The following is a 19,400-nucleotide window of genomic DNA, read 5'->3' as shown; positions in this document are numbered from 1 at the left end:
TTTTGAATATATCTTTGAAAGTTTCAGTTGGTATTTCTTTGTTCATGAATTCAGTAAATGCAAAGAACGGTCCAATACATTTATCCTCATTGATTTTGTATGACAATAATTCATCGTTTATTGCTTTTCTTAGGTCGTTCCATTTGACATTGATATTGTTAAGATTAACATTAGTATCTTCAATTAACCCTTCATTATGATTAATACTAAAGTATTTAAAATCCCATCTACGCTTGAAAGCTGTATCCATTGGGAAAACACCTTGGTCTGCAGAGTTCATTGTAGCCCATATGAAAAGATTTGAGGGTAATTTAATTTTATCTTTGTTAAGGTAATCTTTTGCATCCTCTGATGCATCAATTGGATACTCAGACTCATAATTTTCGTCCCTGTCTAAAAGCTGAAATACATCACCAAAAGTTGCCGCAACATTAGCACGATTGATTTCTTCGATTATTAGTAAAAAAGGTTCAAAAGGTTTTTGTAAAGCTTTTTTAAGAATTCTCATAAATGGTCCTGGAACATATTTGTATGTAATTGAATCTCCTACAGGAACCGGTTTATAAGTTCCGACAAAATTAGCATATGAATAGTCAGGGTGGAAAGTTACCCTTTCGTAGTTATTTTCATTGTTTTTTAGGAGATTATTCTTATCTATGTTTAAATCAAATGATTTACCTGTTCCGGGTGCTCCAAAATAAATTGAATTTCGTTTTTGAATCAGTACTGGCGGTTTAAAATCACAATCATCCAAATCAATAAGTTTACCCTTTTCAATAGGATCCCAAACATTTCCCTCAAAAAATAATCCTATAATTTCTTCACTAAATAAAGAATACATCTTTATTCCTGCTTTTTTAGCTAATTGATAATATTTACCATCATTAACATAATAACCTTTTTCAGGTTCAATACGGAATTTTTGAAGCATAAAATTTCTCATATCATTACCATGAACTTCTGGAAATTTATCCGGGAAAATTAAAACATAATATTTATGAATCCAGTTACTTGTTGGTTTAACAATACAATCCTTAAAAATATTTTTTAAATCATTTTCAAGACCGAAATAATCACTAATTGATTCTAATTTAGTATTTTCAATATGTTTTGCACCTTTAACTATAGCATCGCGAATTTTAGAAGCAATGTTAATAGCTTCAGTTTCACTTACAACTTTTAGAGTTTTCGAGGAGCCTGCTTTCCATTCATGTGTATCTTTACTTTTATATAAAGAGTATTTAGAAGCAAAACCCCCACCAATTCCTCCACGATTAAATTCAGATACATATTCTAAATTATAACATAAAGTGCTATTATCACCATCATGCAAAAATATTTTATTTAAAATATCTGGACCTTCAAGTTTTTCTAAAACATCCGGCCCAAATTGCTTTTTAAACTTTATAAATATATCATCAACATCTTTTTGTGAAAAATCATCGAGATTATTTTCATCCAAATATTTACGAATTATACATGCAGATTTATCAATTGAGTCCATATTATCCCTACACACTTTTAAGACATCATTTTTTGCATCATCATTAATATTAAAAACAGTATTGTTTGCACCAACAGTTCCCTGAGTTGATTTTTTTAATGAATCCCTTTGAACTTCACCTAACCATTCAACATCACGAATATCAAAGTAGTTATCACCAGAAGAATCTTTTTGATTAATAATATATGCTCTTTTGTAATCTGAAATGATTTTACCTATAAAATAAGTCCTAGTACCTCCTTTAGCGGAAAGCACATAATCTCCAATGTTAATCTCATTTTTAAAACGTAGCACTTGATTGAGGGAACGTAGATTTTTATATTTCTTTTTAAATAATCCTGCAATTTCATCATCAGATTTATCTGACAAATCTCCTAAATCCCAACCAATTGCCACTATACTGTTTTTTAGAAATTCATCAATTAAAAATGATCTTTCACCAGCTCTTACCATCCACATATTTGCCATATTATCACATTAAGTTATTTTATCGGCCAATAAATCTTTTTAAGAGGAATTAAACTTCTTGCATCACCATCAAAATTATCATAATATTGCAGAATAAATTTAACTAAAATATCTAAATCCATTAAGATTATCGGAATTTCCGAGAGAAATTAGTTTTGTACCACAATTTATGCAAAAAAATTTAAAGAGTAATACCTCCATTCCAAACAAAATTTTAACCCAGGCTGTTTAGTTTCACATTTTCCATAGAATTTTTTGGAAGATAACATTGATTTCCACACTTTGAACATTTAATCATATATCCACCTATCATTAAAATTGAATAAAAAAAATTATTCAATTAAAAATTATCTAAAGTTGAATATCCTTTTGCTTTTGCCTCATTAACAATTGCATAATCTAAAATTTCCTTAATAGATGCTCCATTATTATGCATTGATTCGAAAGTATTTTGCCCTAAAAGAACATAATTCCATTTCGCATCCATACGATCTTCACCTTTTAATTGATTAATTTTATCTAAAGCATCCAATGTAGCAATTCTTTTTCTTTGAACATTAGGAGAGTTAATATCTTTATCTGCTTTTGTTTCCACTATATAAATATCATTACCAATTTTAACAATGAAATCTGGGAAATATCTTGCAAGTAAACCATCTTCACGAATATAAGTTATTGCTGCAAAAGTATGATAATATTCATTAATTTTTAAAAATGATTGAACTTTACCATCATTATCAAGTGATTCAATAAATGCTTTTTCCAAGCCACCACCATGTGATGGATAAGATAATCGTTCATAAATGGATTTTACAATAGGTATTGAATATTTTTCTCTCATTCTAAGCTCATCAATAATAGAAAATTTAATTTTATGAACTATAGCTTCTGTTACATCCACATTTGTTTGCATTTCATAGATTAATTTACTAATTTGTTTTACAATATGATTAATAATACTATTTTCAGACATTAATAGTATACGCCAGTTTTCATTTTCCATTGGATTAAAAGGTTCATCAAATAATTTTTGTCTAATATAATTATCAATTAACCCCATTAATTTTGCATTATTAACCTGCATCATTGGAAATTCTTTAGATGTTCTACCTACATTCTGAATCATAGAATTTACATTACCAACAATTTTTGATAAAAATTCGTTATAACTCTCAGCATTGAAAATATCTGCTGTCACCCTATACTCCCCAAACTGAGTTCGGACGGTTATTTCACGTGATATGAATTTTTCACCACCTTCACCTTTAATTCGTTGCAAATCAGATAAAGGAGTTGGATAGACCTCAAGATTCTCAATTGATAATTTTTCATTATTTAAAATTTCTTCACTTTCTTGAATAATAATTGGCCAATAGAAATCATATTTTTCATAATTTTCTCTTAAACCAACAGATATCATATCACCTAATGCTCCTTTTGGACCATCACCTCCTTCTACAATAATAGGAATTTCATCTAAATTATCATAAAATTCTATAAATTTAGGATGTTCCACAATACTTAATAAATCTAGATAATTATCAGGCTCTAATTTTTCAATTAAAAGTTTATGTCGACTTTCAGCCTTAATATCTTCATATTCCCAACTTCTCCACATTAACCTTAAACCTCGACCTATAGTCTGTTCAAGTAAAATATCTGAAGCGGTTGATCTTAATGGAACAATAACACAAATATTATTTACATCAAATCCTTCACGAAGCATTAAAACAGAAACCACAATCTTTGGATTCACATAATCATCAATATTGAATAATCTTTGTTTAACCGAATCCCAATCTTTAACCTCACCTTGTCTATTGGAATGAATTTCAACAATTTCCTCTTCAGATAATCCTTCACTTTTAAAGAACTCAGTTACAAATGGGGCTACTTTTGTATCTTCACAGATTACTAACATTTTAGGATGTTTATTTTCATCAAAATTAGTAAATTCTTTCTCTAAAATCTTTAATTTAGTGTAACCTGCTCTAAGCATCAATCTTTGGCCTTCAGAAAGACCAATAACTTTATTTCCATCCCTTTCAGCTTTATAATCTAAATTTTTTATTGATGCAATTTCTTGACGTTTATCAATAGCAATCATTTTAACTAAACCATGGTGAATTGCAGTTTTTAAATCAAAATCAACAATTATATGGGGAAAATAATGTTTAATTTTATTTTTACCAGTTGAAGAACTATAAGGAGTTGCAGAAAAATCAATTTGGATAAACTCGCCACTTTTTGTCTCAGAAATTTTATTCAAACTTTTCTGCCATTCAACTTCAAATACTTCTCCACCCCTTTTAAATTCATGAATATGGTGGGCTTCATCATTAAAAACAACTAAATTTTCTAATTCGGACAAATATTCAATTTCACCACCTTTAATGAAATTACTATCTAATGAGCTTAATTCATTACCCCCCGTTGTTCCAGGTGAAATTGGAAGTACATTTTTTAAAACTTGATGAGGATTATCTAAAGGATTATCCACTTCTCCATCTTCTTGGGAGCCAGATAATAAATGCCAATTTGTAATTGCAATCAAACCATCGCCAGTAACTTTACTAGAAATTTCTTCCTTTTTAGCAACAGATGATTGTAAAAATCCAAATACCTTATCTTTATAGGCATCTGGAATAAATAAATCTTCAAATTTTTTAAAATCAGATTTTTCAAAATCACGAATCCCATTTTCATTTTCTTTTCCTAAAAATGCATCTAACAATCTATTGTATACAATTAAACCGGGTGCAACTAATAAAAAATTTTTAGAAAAAGGACCATTAATCAAAGTATCACTAGCATTTAAATATTGCCAAATTAACAATGCATGCATAACCCAAGTTTTACCTGTTCCAGTAGCCATTTTAACAGCATACATAGGATGTTGGTATTTATCTTGTTCCAATTTAACACTATCAATCCCTTTCAATATTTCAGGATCTGTCTTTAAATATAAATCTTTTACATTTTTAACACCTAAAACTTCATGAAGATAAATAACATTTAAAATAGCTTGTTTTTGACCTTCATGAAAATTTATATCTCTTATATCACAAAATGATGGATAAAACCAGAACCTAAGTAAATCTTGAGTGACTGGAGATACACTTTCATAAAAACTTCCGTCTTCCCAAGCTTTATTAACTTCATTCGTTAGTTCTTTTGCCATTTTTAATGGATATGCACTAGTACCTTTTGACATATAAATTACCCCTTAATTTCAAAAGTTGTTGCACTTTCAAAGCCAAATACATCAACAGCCTTTACACAAATTGTTCTTTTACCATTAACTTTAGGAACATTGATTTTAGCTTTATTAATTACTCTATATTCATCATTATCATTTGAAGTGTTTTCACGGTAATCTTGCCATTTGCTCCTGAATACAAGACCATCATAATTTGGGTCAATACTCCAATATTCAATTAATGCTAAAGGGTCATTAGCAATAATTTCTGATAATTTTTTCTTATTTTTATCATCTAATGGTAAAGCTTCAGGAGATAACAAAACATAATTATCTAATTCAACAGTTAAAGTTTCTAATTCATCATTATACATTTCAACTACTGGTTCTTTAACAGTTAAATATTGTAAAGATGAAAACCTCAAATTTCCAGTTTGAATTAATTTTTTAGCTTTTGATTTAGTTTTTAATTGCTCTAATAAATCAGGAGGAATAACTAAAACATTTAATCTCTTATCATTCAAATCAGAAATTATTTGTCCAATATTTTGAACAAAATTCCAACCTAATACAACAACTTTATCCCAACCACCTTGATATGTGTTTCTTAACTTTTGAGCTTTAATTAAAGTAGTATATCCAGTTAATTTAGATGGAGAATCCACTAATACTAATGTTTTATCTTTTTTTAGGTATCCCAAATTGGTTCTAGATTCATTATCATTAAATGGTAAAGCACCAAATAAACTCATAACTACATGTGATAAATCACGAATAGTCTTGAATTCTGATTGTTCAAATTGTTCTTTTTGATAATCACCAATAGATTGGTATAAAAATGGTTTTGCTTCTTGGTCTATCAATCTTTTTCTAGTAATCATTGTTGCAGGTTTTCCTAAATCTGCCATGACCCATTTTCTACCCATTTTCTCAGCTACAGCACCAGTAGTCCCAGAACCCATGAAAAAATCAGCAACTACTCCCCCTGGAGGACATGATGCACCGACTATTTTTTCAATTAATGCTTCAGGTTTTTGAGTTTGAAAATTTAATCTTTCCTGGGCTTGTGAATTTATTATAGGAATTTCCCAAACATTGTCCATCATATCTCCTTTCATTTCATCAAGATATTGTTTTCTTCTATATTTTCCAGTTTTTGTTTTAAATATATATCCCTTTGATTTAAGTTCATTAAATTTCTCTTCAGTGATTTTACCAACATTTTGGTCTACCCATTTTCTACCATCAGCATCTTCTCTTGCTCGTTCATAGAGATATTCTTTAATTTCACTATATTGTGGTTCAAAATAAGCGTTTTTAATATTTTTTGAATAAAATAAAATGGTGTCATGTTTTTTTGGAAAAGTTGATTTTACAGGGGAAGGACCACCATAATGCCAGATAATTTCATTATTAAAATTATTTTTTCCAAAAATGTCATCCAATATTATTTTAAGATAATGTCCTACATGCCAATCAATATGAACAAATATAGAACCAGATTCAGATAGTAATTCTCTCATTAATATGAGTCTTGGTACCATCATTTCAAGATAACTTACAGTTCCATTTTTCCATGTATCTTTATATGCAAATTGTTCAATAACTGTAGGTCTTTGTTCTATATTTTGACTAGGTAGTACTATTTCAGTTCTGTAATCAGCTTTTGAATCATATGGTGGATCAATATAAATTAAATCTATTTTCCCCCTCATTGAAGGAGTTATTTCATCACCGGCTAGAAGGGCTTGCATTGTTAATAAATTATCACCATAGATTAATTTATTAATCCATTGGTTTTCATTAATTTCTTTTACTTCCTCTTTAAAAAATCCACTAACATCTTTTGATGGAAGTACTAACTCATTAGTTTGTAAAGTTAACCTATTTTCATCAGATAATCCTTCCAATAGTTTATTTGCTTCTCTTCTACCTCTTTTTATGATTTTAGGTAATTCTTCTATTAACGAATTTGCCATAATACCACTAATCCTATATAAATAAAAATATTTCTAATTGTTATTAAATTATGTTAAATAATATTTAAAAATTTTACTGAAATTATATAAATTAATTAGAATCTTTAACAAGACAAATCTCTCTAAAACCAACAAAATAAAAAAATGAGTCATATACCATCAATCCAAAACTAAAGTATAACTTTAATATAATCATTCATTAGATAAAGGAGATACATTAACTACTATTGGTTTAGAAGATTTTAGTTCATTGCTTTCTACTGTAGGTCCATAAACTATACATTGACCTTTTTTAAGATCAGACAATTTAGATTCCCAATATTTTTTATCTGCATTATCTTTAGTTAAAGTTTTAGCAATTGTATCTACAGAATTATCTGGAGGGTTAAAGTAAATTTGCTCTTCAGAATTCTGCAACATATTAATTGCATTATTATCCAATTTCCCTTTTAAGAATTGTGTGGCAAACCAACCAGACCATCCAAATTTACGACCTTCCTGCAATATCTTTGTACATGGGGAATCATTACCAAAACTAAGGTTCTGACATTCATCTAAAATAACTGCAAATGGTTGTTTTTCATCGCCGCCATGTGAAGTTTTATAATACCACAAATCCCATAAAATCATTTCAGTAATAATTTTTTGAATATCCTTATTTATTCCAGTTAATTGAATAACTGTAACCGCACTGGAAGGATAATTAATATCAGACCAATCAAAGGCATTCACTGAATCAAATGGATTTTTATCAATGAATACTTTAAGTTGTGATAAAGCATTTGTTGCTACAGCACTATCCTGATTAAGTAATTCCTCTTCAAGATCTTTTAAATCCATAACCTCTTTATTATTTAAACCTCTCAAAACAGCTTCATAAATAGCATTTCTTTGCTGAATACCTAATTGGTTGTAAACAGAACCAATGATTGAGACAAAACGGGTAGCCACATCCACATTATCTTCTTCAATTGAATATCCATCAAAAAGAGTGTTTTGATATTTTTTAAATGGATTCAATGGAAATTTATCCTTAATTACAATATGTTGTACAAGATTCTCACCTAAAACCTCTACAAACTCATTTTCTAATTTATCAGGTCTAAATCCATCAGTATAATCAATAATAATTACAGGAACTTTGTGTTTGGACAATTCCATAATTAAACGCTGAATAAAGTAAGTTTTTCCCTGACCAGATTTACCTTGAATTAAAAGATGCCTATTACCTAATTTCTTATTACCAAATTCCCAATAAATTTCATGTTTAGAACCATCAACAGTTCCAATTAATGCCCTAGTATCAGATAACCCAGTAGATGAATTAGTAATTACTGCAGGTTCTTCTTTAGGAGAATGTTCGCTTTGTTTTAAACCGTCATTAATTGCAGGTTCTTCTTTGATAAGATTCTCCTTATCATTAACATCAACATTGTTGCCTTCAGATGTTTCTTCAACACTATCCTCAGGACCACCAATGCTTCCGCTTTCCATATCCTCACCAGCATTAGTTGGTTCAATGATAGTTTCTTTTGTTTTATCATCATTTTCGAAAATATCTTCATCCTCATTGATATTTACATTAGATAAAAGATAATCTGGACTTATTTCAGATTCTTCATTGTGGATTTCATCATTGATTTCTTCAAATGATTTCAATAGTCCATAATATGCATCATCTTCAGTAAGTTCAACAATTAGATTATTATCTTCTTTTTTAAGTGCTCTGAAAGAATTATCCTGTTTAAATGAAACTACTGCACCTTTACCAATATTAATTTCTAACTCATTTGAAATATTGTAATCATCATTTAAAAATTTAGATTTTAATGAATCAATCATATCAATCTCAGATTGATTAAATAAATCATTTAAAATTAATTTTTGTTCATTAGTTAAAGCAACTTGCATAAAGAAGTTTCTGTAGAATTTGTTTCTAAATTGAGTATCTTCAAAACGGTCAAATAATTGGTCTTTTAATAAAATATATGTTTTATCAATTTGTTCTTTACCTTTTTTAACAACACTTTCATTATTAATTCCGATTTTTACTTCGATAGGATAATAATAAACTTCAACATTATTTTTAGGATTTATTCCAATAAATAACAAATCGTCACAGTATTTTCCATCAAGTATTTTAGGATCAAAAATACCCTCTTTTTTACTTAATTTAACGGTTCCAGCAATCCTTAAAATTTCTTCCATTGAAATTGGAATCCATATTATATCTTTATTATCCAAAATAGCTAACATGTATTTAATAGCTGAAATAATACTTATTTTTTCTCTGTCAGTGTTTCCATATGTACTGATGATTTTAAGCAGCCATTCACCATTAATTGAATTGAAAAGTTTTATCACATCTTCCAATTTCTCATCGCTGATTAACTTCTTGTCTTCATCTTTGAGTTTAGGTCTTAAAAATTCTTCCATAACATTCTTATACTGTTTGGATTTGCTTGTAACGGTAATAGTGTCATATTTTGTAGATGAGGAATATTGATCACTGTAATGTATAATGATTAAACTTCCATCACCTTCATTTTCAAAGTATTCTAAACCGAATGATGGTTCAATGAAAGTAACCCATCTGGATTTTTTATATAAAACTTCAGTTAAATCCTTTTTAAGTTCCATTGGTTTGGTAATAATGGTTTTACGTTTTTTATAAGTATTTTCACCATTATTTTGATAGTTTAAACTTAATTCATTCAGATTGATTACAGTTTGAACAAGTAAATTATCCTCATTAAGAATATGTTTTGTACCAAATCCAGTTCTATATTCAGATCGAGTATTAAATGAAGTAATTGAAGAAAGTAATCCATCTATAGATAAACCTGTTTCAATCTGGTCCATATTGTCATCAGCAATAGTAGCTTCATAACCAACTTTATAGAATGAAATATGCGCATATTCAACATCATTATCAGGCAAATCATGTTTGAAATAAGTTATATTGTCTTGAACTTCCCTTAAAATATCTATAGGATCTTTTACTCTAGATTTGATTGTGATTCCAAATTTTTCATTTAGTTGTTCCGGATTAACACAATCAAAGAAATCATCAAAAGTAGATCTCATATTGTCATTGTATAAATTAACTTCAACAGGAATCTTATGCTTGATTTTCCTATCATCAAGCCTATCCCTTACAAAGTTAAAAATACCTTTTACAATTTCCATATCTTCATTAATATTAATAATATTTAATTTGATAGGAGCATCCGCCTTTTTATCGAAAAGATATTTGAAATGTGAAACAAACTGATTCATCTTATCTTTTACAACAATTGCAATGAAAGCATTTGTACTGCTAATTGATACATCCGCACTCTTTTCAAATACAATCCATTCTTGAGCATCTTTTTGATAAATTGGTTTGTATAATAGATTTTTACCGTGTTTTTCAACATCTCCATAAAGATAAGGTAATAGATTATTTGGATTTAATCTTTCAAGAATAGGTTTGTCTAAAATCTCATTTTGACATTGATTTAGTATTTCTAATTGATAAGCAATATTCAGTGGAGATAATGGGGTGAATAATATCCTATCATTATCTTTAATAGTTCCAAGTTTAATTAAATTTAGTTTTCGCTCATCACTTGAAATAATTGCATCTTTTCCAATACTCTCGATTTCATTATTGTATTGTTCAATGAATTCTTCATATAATAACTTTAAGTCATTATCTAAAAATACTAAACTCGGTAAATTCTCAATATCACGATAATAATTAATAATTCTATCAAAAACACTTTGCAACTCATCAGATAATTTCAAATCAATTTTTTTAATATTTCCGTTTATTTCACGTTCACCATAAGCAATTGAATTATTAATCAAATCTTTTTCCATTTTTAAGTATTTTTTAAACTCTTCATGAAGATAGAAAGAATTAGTTCCTTGAACCGCTTTATTGTTTTTGTAAATGAAGTTTTCCTGATATTCACGTTTATATTTCCAGATAGTCAAAGATTCAACAGGAAGTGATTTAGTTCCATCTTCTTTAATTTGAATTGGTATTTTTAAATCATTATAGGCTAAATTAAAGTTAATAACTCCATTCTCATTAATGGCTGAATCATTAGCTATAGTGATGGTGTCCTCATCATAAATGTTTATAACTTCATTGTCTTGGGCAATTGTATAACTTTGTACATTAGAACCAAAACCAAATGAAATTTCCTCATTGTTATCGTCAATTACAATAATTTTATTTAATTTATTGTTAATTTGATATTTGTCTTTAATAGGGAGTAATATGTCTTCTTTACATGGGAGAACTAAAATATTAAATTCATATGTTGATTTTGCTTGATTATTATGTTTATATTTAACTTTTTTGAAAGTTGGTTCATTATTTAATAACTCAAAATTGATTTTAAGAGTATTACTTGAAACACTGCAAATATCAAGAGACTTTTTGTCTAGATAAGTTCTTTCTAATTTTCCATCAAATTTAAATTTTAAAGTAACTTCATTAACTTTATTATCTTCGTTAAAGATAATAATTTGTCTTTTACGTCTACCTGCAGCTGTTGATTTTAGAGGTTTTTCCCAATATAAACATCCTTCATTGGTGAATTTATTCATGTTTTCCTGATAGTTTAAGCTTTTGGTGAAATTTAATAATTTTTCATGAGACTTATGAATTTTATTAAAATCTACTGTAGGCCAATCTTCTTTAATTAATAGATTTACACCAGTACTATCATATCTTTTTTCTAATTCTTCTTTTGTATTATCATATTGATTGCAAAGATTTACATAATTGAAGTTATCTGCATTTTCTTCTAATCTATTTTCTTTAGCTTTAGGAGATTTATAAGATCCTAACATACTATCTGGAAAAAGACCAAGATTTTTATAATCATTTTCTTCAATTTCACCTTTATTTATGATAGATAAAATGTCTTCATAATCCCATAATGTAGTTTGAAAAGCGTCTTCTATTTTTTTATCTAAATAAAATTTGGTTACTACTTTATCTAGTTTAGAAAGTTTTTTAGAAGAATCAATCTCATCCTTTAAATTATCTTTAATGATATTAATGTTAAGTGGCATGTCTTCTTTTTCAAGATTCCTCATTCCATCATAAATACTATCAATAATATTATAACAGATAAGTAATAATGCTGTATCTTTCCAAACACCCTCTTGAGTTGTTACCTGATTTCTTAAAGTTACAAGATAATCAACAGAAACTTTATTAGAATTTACAACTACAACATTAATCCCATTTTCCAATAATGTTGTAAAAGTAGTAAATGGAACATTACTGCTTTCATGTTGATATCTAAACTCTTCAACATTATCTAAATCACTTTTTAGAGTATTATAAAAATCATCAACCCTGTACTCTTCATCAAATTGGATAAAAAACTTATCTCCATGACGTATTTCGTTAGTTTTAAAGAAATTTTTTATTTTATCTGACAGATAGTTATAAAATTTGTTTGACATATTGTGCATCTCCACTATCGCTTTTCTTATCGATTAAATTCCAAGTATTTAATAAATTTACAATTTCTTCTTTTGAATACCTATCAAAGAACAAACCTCTTCTTTCATATTCTTTAAATAAATCATTAAGTTTAATTTTATCTTCCTTAACACATAATGCAGTAATTAAATATAAAAAATCTTTTGTAATATTCAAAGCATAACCATATTGACCCCTACGTTTTAAAAAGTATTTTTTACCCATATTCTCTAAATTAAAAGAAAATCCTACGTTTTGTTGGTTTCTAATAGATTTTTCTAAAACATCATGATAAATTTTCACATAATCCCGAAAATTTTCAAAATACATTTCAATATTCAGATTATGGATAGTTTCATAATACTTAATCCATTCTTTTAAACAACTAAAAATCTCTTCATTATTTGGATTAGAATTTACAAAATCTTCAAGTTGATTAACTAGTAAAGCATTAGTCCCTAGTAACGTATTAACATGTTCAATTAATACCATATTAATAAATAACTTCTTGTTAGACTCTTTTAAAATATCATATCCCTCATTTATTGATTTTCTACTTTTACTTGCTTTTTCCCAATCTAATAAATAATAAATCTTAGAGGGTTGATCAAAATCAGCTTTAAATGATTGATTCAACTTCAGTATCATTTGTGAACAATAATAAAAATAATAAAATGCAAAAATATTATCTAAATTATTAATTAAAAATGTTGGTTTATCCATAATATACTCAATATCTTCTTTAAAAACTTCTGTAACAAAATTTAAACAAGAATAATATTTTAAAGGCACATTTTCTGTTGGAAGTTCTGGAAGATTCTTCAAAATCAATTTTATTAATATATTATCAGAATTTTTATCATTGAAAAATTCATTGAAATTTTCTAAATCTCTAAACATCACATCTCTGAAAAAAGTAGCTATTTCTTTTTCATTATCTGCTCTTAAACGTTCAGTTTTACTCAAATATAAAAACAAATACGGATGTAAAACCTTAACATTTGTTTTATCTTTAGCCAAATATTCTGATACAATTGATTTTAAAAACTCATTATTGTCTTCATCATATTCAAGCTCATCATTTAATACAATATTATTAACAATTTTATTTAAATCAAAATTTTTATCCCAATATTTATCTGAAGAAATTCTAGCAAATTCTCCTATAATTCCATCAAAACCCCTATCGAATTTTGTTTGATCTCTAGAGTCTACTCTAAATGGTAAGATAGGTGAATTAATATTTACAGAATGTCTGAAAATTTTCAAGCCACATCTTTGTTTTAAAAGTTCTAGATTATCTTCGTACATATTTTCTCCCTAGAATAATTATAATATTGACTTAACGTATTGTGCATCTCCACTATCGCTTTTTTTATCGATTAAATTCCAAGTATTTAATAAATTTACAATTTCCTCTTTTGAATACCTATCAAAGAACAAACCTCTCCTCTCATATTCTTTAAATAAATCATTAAGTTTAATTTTATCTTCCTTAACACATAATGCAGTAATTAAATATAAAAAATCTTTTGTAATATTCAAAGCATAACCATATTGACCCCTACGTTTTAAAAAATATTTTTTACCAATATTATTCAAATTGAAAGTAAATGAAGTTTTTTGTTGATTTTTTATTGCAGATTGAAGTTCATTTTTTAAAAGAGAAATTAAATCTTCAAAATTATCATAATCTATATATTTTCCAACACTATGGACATTATCATAATATTTAATCCACTCCCTCAAAATAGCTAAAAATTCTTTTTCATTTTTGCTTTCTTTAATTAAATCATTAATTTGACATATGAAAAATCCATGAGTTCCTGCTAAAATATTTATATGTTCTAATAAATTCATATTGACAAATAAAGATTTATTAGCTTCTTTTAAAATATTACGTCCTTCATTAATGGATTTTCTACTCTTACTCGCTTTTTCCCAGTCTAATAAATAGTATATTATGGAAGGATTATTTAAATCAACTTTATCGAAAGGTTGATTTAATTTTAAAATTAATTGAGAACAATAATAAAAATAATAAAATGCAAAAATTTCATAAATATTATTTAATAAAAATCCCATATTTTCTTTAATAAACTCAAGATCTTCTCTAAAAATATCAACAACAAAAGATAAACAAGAAATATATTTAGGATATGTTATTTTTTCTGGAAGTTCTTGAATATTGTTTAAAATAAGTTTAACCGCAACATTGCATATTTCTTCATTATTAAATAAATCATTGAAATTTTCAATATCTTTAAAAAATACATCTCTGATAAAACGTGCAATCTCGGTTTCATTATTGGACCTTGCTCCTTGAGTTTTTTCAATATATAAAAATAAAAAAGGATGCAAGATTTTGAAATTATTATCATTTAAAAGATATTCATCAATAATAATTTTTAAATAGTCTCCTATATTTTCTTCAATTTGAATATTATCAAGTAATAGGTCATTGGAAATATTAGTTATGGAAAAATCTTTATTTAAACTCTTATCTGAAGAAATTCTAGCAAATTCACCCATAATATTCTCAAAACCATTATCAAAATGTGTTTGATTACGAGAATCAGTGATAAATGGTAAAATAGGAGAATTTATATTTATTTTATGATAAAAAATTTTAGAATTACTACATTGTTTTTTTAACTCTTCAAGATTACCTTCATACATACATTTTCCCTCTTAAACAATAAATCACAAAATTGATTTAACGTACTGTGCATCTCCACTATCACTTTTCTTATCAATTAAATTCCAATTATTTAAAATAGTTATGACTTCTTCTTTAGAATATCTATCAAAAAATATTCCTCGATATTCAAATTCTTTAAATAAATCATTTAATTTGATTTTATCTTTTTTTACACATAAAGCAGTAAGAATATAAAGCATATCTTTATTTAAATTTAACATTAACCCATGTGGCCCCCTACCTTTCGCAAAATATTTTTTTGCAACTTCTTCTAAATTTTTGGCATATCTACTTTTAATAGCTTGTTGAATTCCTTGATTTAAACTATTAAACAAAGTTTTTTCTAAAGATTTAAAATTCATTGGGGAATTAGTTTTCTCCAGTTGTTTTTCATCATTATAAAAATTAACCCACTCATTTAAAGTTTTTAAATATTCTTCTTTATCATAATTAAAATCATTTTCTAATAAACTATTTATTTGAAAGGGGAACAAACCATGAGTTCCTGCTAAAATATTTAAATGTTCAATGACATTTATACGAACTAATAAATCTTCATTGGCTCGTTTAATTAAATAATAACCATTATTAATACTTTTACGAGTTTTACCTGCTTTTTCAGAATCTAATAAATAATAAATTTCAGTGGGTTCATTTAAATTAACTACATCATAGTTCTGTTGTAATTTTACTGAAAATTGAGAACAATAATAAAAATAATAATAAGCGAGAATATATTCCAAATTATTAACTAAAAAATTTTCATGTTGTCTTGCAAATAACCAATCTTCCTTAAAAACCTCACAAACAAACGGCAGAACCGAAATATACTTCGAATCTCTATGTTTTTCAGATAATTCAAATATATTATCTAAAATTAATTTAATCATGACTTGGTTAGATTTCTTATTATCGAAAAATTCTTTAGTATCAATATCTATAAAAAATATATTATTAATAAATTCAGCTATTCTTTTTTCTCCAACTTTTTGGAGGTTATCTGATAGTGGAAGATACAAAAACAAATGTGGGTGCAATATATTAAGTTCATTATTCTCATTGATTAGATGGTCTTTAATAAGTTTACTGAGATGTTCTTTATCTTTATCAGAACACCTAATTCTGTTATTTTTTAATAAAATCATATTCACTAAATTATTTATGCTAAAATCATCATTCCATTCTTTATCAGATGACATTCTAGCAAATTCTCCAATAATTCCATCAAAACCATTGTTAAATTTTACTCTTTCAGGTTCTCTTGTTACAAAAGGTAAAAGTGGAGAATTTTTATTAATTACATGAGTTAAATTAATTCCCATTTGATTTTTGAGATGAATTAAATTTTCTTCATACATATTACACCTATTCAACTTGTTCAAATTTAAATTCATCAAATGTTGAATCAAATTCTAATGTAAAATTACGGTTATTATTTATATCTTCAATTAATAACTCTTCATCAGAACTTCCATTTTTGATAAGTTCGTCGATAAATTCATTGAAAATTACTAAATCTTCTTTATCATTCTTATTTGGTTTATAACCATTGTTTAATTTAGTAATCATACTATATAATGTATAATCAATATTTAAAGGAATTATATTCTCATTATGATTAACTTTAAATTTCAAAAGAATGTCTGTTTTAAATCTATTGCCCAAATCATCAACAGGGCTTTGAATATTAACTAAATCCGGTTTCAAATCAATTCTTTCAGCAATGTTGAAGTTAGATAATTCTTCTATTAAAATATAATTCTTTTTAGGGGAACCCTTCCATCTAAATACTGCACCTTTAACTTTTTCAAATAAATCTTTAAATCCTCCTTTATCATGAGTATTGTAAACATAAAGATAATGAGTAAATTCCCTGTAAGAATCTTGGGTAAAAACATGTTTAATGTCATCACTACCCAAAATAGAGGAATATCTAATTATGGTGCTGATTATCATATATTCATTGCCTCTAAATTGTGAAATATTATTATTTCCAATGCTTTCAATGAATGCTGTGGTTTCATCAGATTCTATTAAATATTCTTTAATGATTGTGGTTAAATCATTAGTCATGTTAAGTTTTATTAAGAAATCATCTAAAATTTCTTCTCTTAAATGAATAGGGTCATGCATTGCAATAATTTTAAGTAATTGAGATCTTTCTGATGTAGTATAAATTAAATTCGGCAAGATTTCTTCCATATAATCATAAACTTCATCAATATCAGCATATTCTTTTATTACCGGAGGTACAATAATTTCATAGATAAAATTTAATAATTCCCTTGTAGAAACAATTTTTTTAAATTTGATGATGGCATTTATTACAAGTTGGACAATCTCATTTACAACTTTTTCGTTCATTAAAAGCTCATAATTATATCTAATTGGCCCATTATATTCATTTACAACATCACGAAGATATGCTTGGTAAAATGGATTTTGCTTATTTTTATCAGTGATTTTTTTAAAAAGCTTTTTAAGATATTCTGAATCCACATGATCTTCATATAGTTCAAATAAATTATAATCACTGAAACTTATAATGTGAATTGGGTCTTTATCATAATTTTGAGAGGTAGCTTCAGAATCAAAAATATTTGTTTCATTTAATAATTCATTTAATTTAGAATACTGTTCTTTAGCATAATCTGATTCCATGAAATTATTTAATACGCCCAAATTAATAGCTAATATTAATTTTTCATTAGAATTATTGATATAATCATTGTCAAAAGCTTTTAAGACATTAGCTAATGTATCAATTGCTGTTTTATCAGGGTCAAAACTTTCTGTTGCATCATTATGAATTTTAAAATTACTCATAAGTTCTGGATGATTTGAATTTAAATAGGCTAGTAAGTGAGACTTACCATCACCTACACTACCACAGAGCATTACAAGTTGTGATGTTGATTTATCTTTAACTTCATTCAATTTATTAAAAAGTTCGTCCTGAATTTCCCTTTTAACATGAAGATATTGTTTAAATTCACTTAATGATTCATAACCTTCAACAGATTCATGAGAAGAATCTTTTAATTTGGATAATTCTTTAAGTAAGAAACTCCCCTTCAATTCTTCAAATTCCATGTCCGGATTAATCAAATCAATATCCATAAGGGGTAAAGTATCTTGTATATCTTTTTCTTCTTCAGAATCATCATCCCCAAATGAAAAACTATCTAGAAAATTATCAAGTTCTTCTTGTTCTATTTTTTCTTCAGTGTTATTTTCATTAGAATCTACTTCAATTTTTTCTTCAATAGTGTCCATTTGTGGCTTATTGATAGTTTCTTCTTCTTTAACTTTTTCAGATTCATTATTTTGTGGAACTATCTCTTGTTCTGGTGTTGGAATAGGTTGTGCTGGAGGAAATGGATCAAAATCATATCTTGGCTTAAAATGAGAATCATCTTCTGCATATGTATCATAATACCAATGAATACAGTCATAAATATTCCTATGTATTCTTAAAGCTGATTCCATATTGGCATTAAAGTTATCATGCGCAACACTATTTGCAGTCCGCCTTATAGAATTTAAAGGATTTTCAATAGACCTATCAAAAACACCAAAATTACTTAATTTTTCCATCCTATCATTCTGCAGTAAACCCTCAACATTTATACTTTCTTGATTAGCAATTTTTAATGTTAAATCTTCACTTATACCCCTACCAATTAAAACCGCTTGATAATAATTTCGATCATATATTGCATTTTCTAGACGTATACAATTATTGTATAACTCTATATCAAAAGATTTTATAAAATCAAATGATTCTGACATAAAAGACCCCGTTATTCATTTTTTAAAAATCAAATAATAATAAAATATTTAAAGTTAATTCCGCCATTATTTGAAAACCCTTATTTATATAAATTTTTATTTAAAATATTATATATATTATTCTAAAGCAATTTTGATAAGTTAATATTTAATTTTGACACCTCATATTTTTTTAAAAAGAGAATAAAGTGTTTTTAGATAAAAATGAAACATGTTTGAATTTCAAATCATTGAAAAAATAATAAAAATAGTTCAATAGATCAAAT

8 protein-coding genes are annotated in these 19,400 nt (G+C 26.7%); all 8 read right to left on the bottom strand.

What is annotated here, in order from left to right:
• Positions 1-1,972: AAA family ATPase (locus Q0W04_RS04585; protein ID WP_298500871.1), on the bottom strand; the 1,972-nt coding region annotated here is incomplete at its 3' end.
• 340 nt (positions 1,973-2,312) lie between these two features.
• A complete protein-coding gene (locus tag Q0W04_RS04580) occupies positions 2,313-5,186 on the bottom strand; it encodes a DEAD/DEAH box helicase family protein (protein ID WP_298500869.1) in 2,874 nt (957 codons plus the stop codon).
• A 5-nt stretch (positions 5,187-5,191) separates the two neighbouring features.
• Complete coding sequence (locus tag Q0W04_RS04575) at positions 5,192-7,150, bottom strand: site-specific DNA-methyltransferase (protein WP_298500868.1); 1,959 nt, start codon at positions 7,148-7,150, stop codon at positions 5,192-5,194.
• A 192-nt stretch (positions 7,151-7,342) separates the two neighbouring features.
• The gene (gene dptH / locus Q0W04_RS04570; protein ID WP_298500867.1) at positions 7,343-12,622 is read right to left on the bottom strand and encodes a DNA phosphorothioation-dependent restriction protein DptH; all 5,280 of its coding nucleotides are present in this window, start codon (positions 12,620-12,622) and stop codon (positions 7,343-7,345) included.
• A complete protein-coding gene (gene dptG / locus Q0W04_RS04565) occupies positions 12,603-13,952 on the bottom strand; it encodes a DNA phosphorothioation-dependent restriction protein DptG (RefSeq protein WP_298500866.1) in 1,350 nt (449 codons plus the stop codon). The genes dptH and dptG (Q0W04_RS04565) overlap by 20 nt, the downstream gene beginning before the upstream one ends.
• A gap of 18 nt (positions 13,953-13,970) precedes the next feature.
• Positions 13,971-15,320, bottom strand: a complete 1,350-nt coding sequence (gene dptG, locus Q0W04_RS04560; RefSeq protein ID WP_298500865.1) for a DNA phosphorothioation-dependent restriction protein DptG — start codon at positions 15,318-15,320, stop codon at positions 13,971-13,973.
• A 24-nt stretch (positions 15,321-15,344) separates the two neighbouring features.
• Positions 15,345-16,700, bottom strand: a complete 1,356-nt coding sequence (gene dptG / locus Q0W04_RS04555) for a DNA phosphorothioation-dependent restriction protein DptG (protein ID WP_298500864.1) — start codon at positions 16,698-16,700, stop codon at positions 15,345-15,347.
• Between the two features lie 7 nt (positions 16,701-16,707).
• Positions 16,708-19,134 carry a DNA phosphorothioation-dependent restriction protein DptF gene (dptF, locus tag Q0W04_RS04550; RefSeq protein ID WP_298500862.1) on the bottom strand — a complete coding sequence of 809 codons (2,427 nt, stop codon included), beginning with the start codon at positions 19,132-19,134 and terminating at the stop codon, positions 16,708-16,710.
• Between the last annotated feature and the right edge of the window lie 266 nt (positions 19,135-19,400).

Origin of the sequence: uncultured Methanobrevibacter sp. (genome assembly GCF_947170395.1) — an archaeon.
Taxonomy (GTDB): Archaea; Methanobacteriota; Methanobacteria; order Methanobacteriales; family Methanobacteriaceae; genus Methanocatella.
Note: the sequence above shows the minus strand (reverse complement) of the source record. Positions and strands in the feature narration are given on the sequence as shown.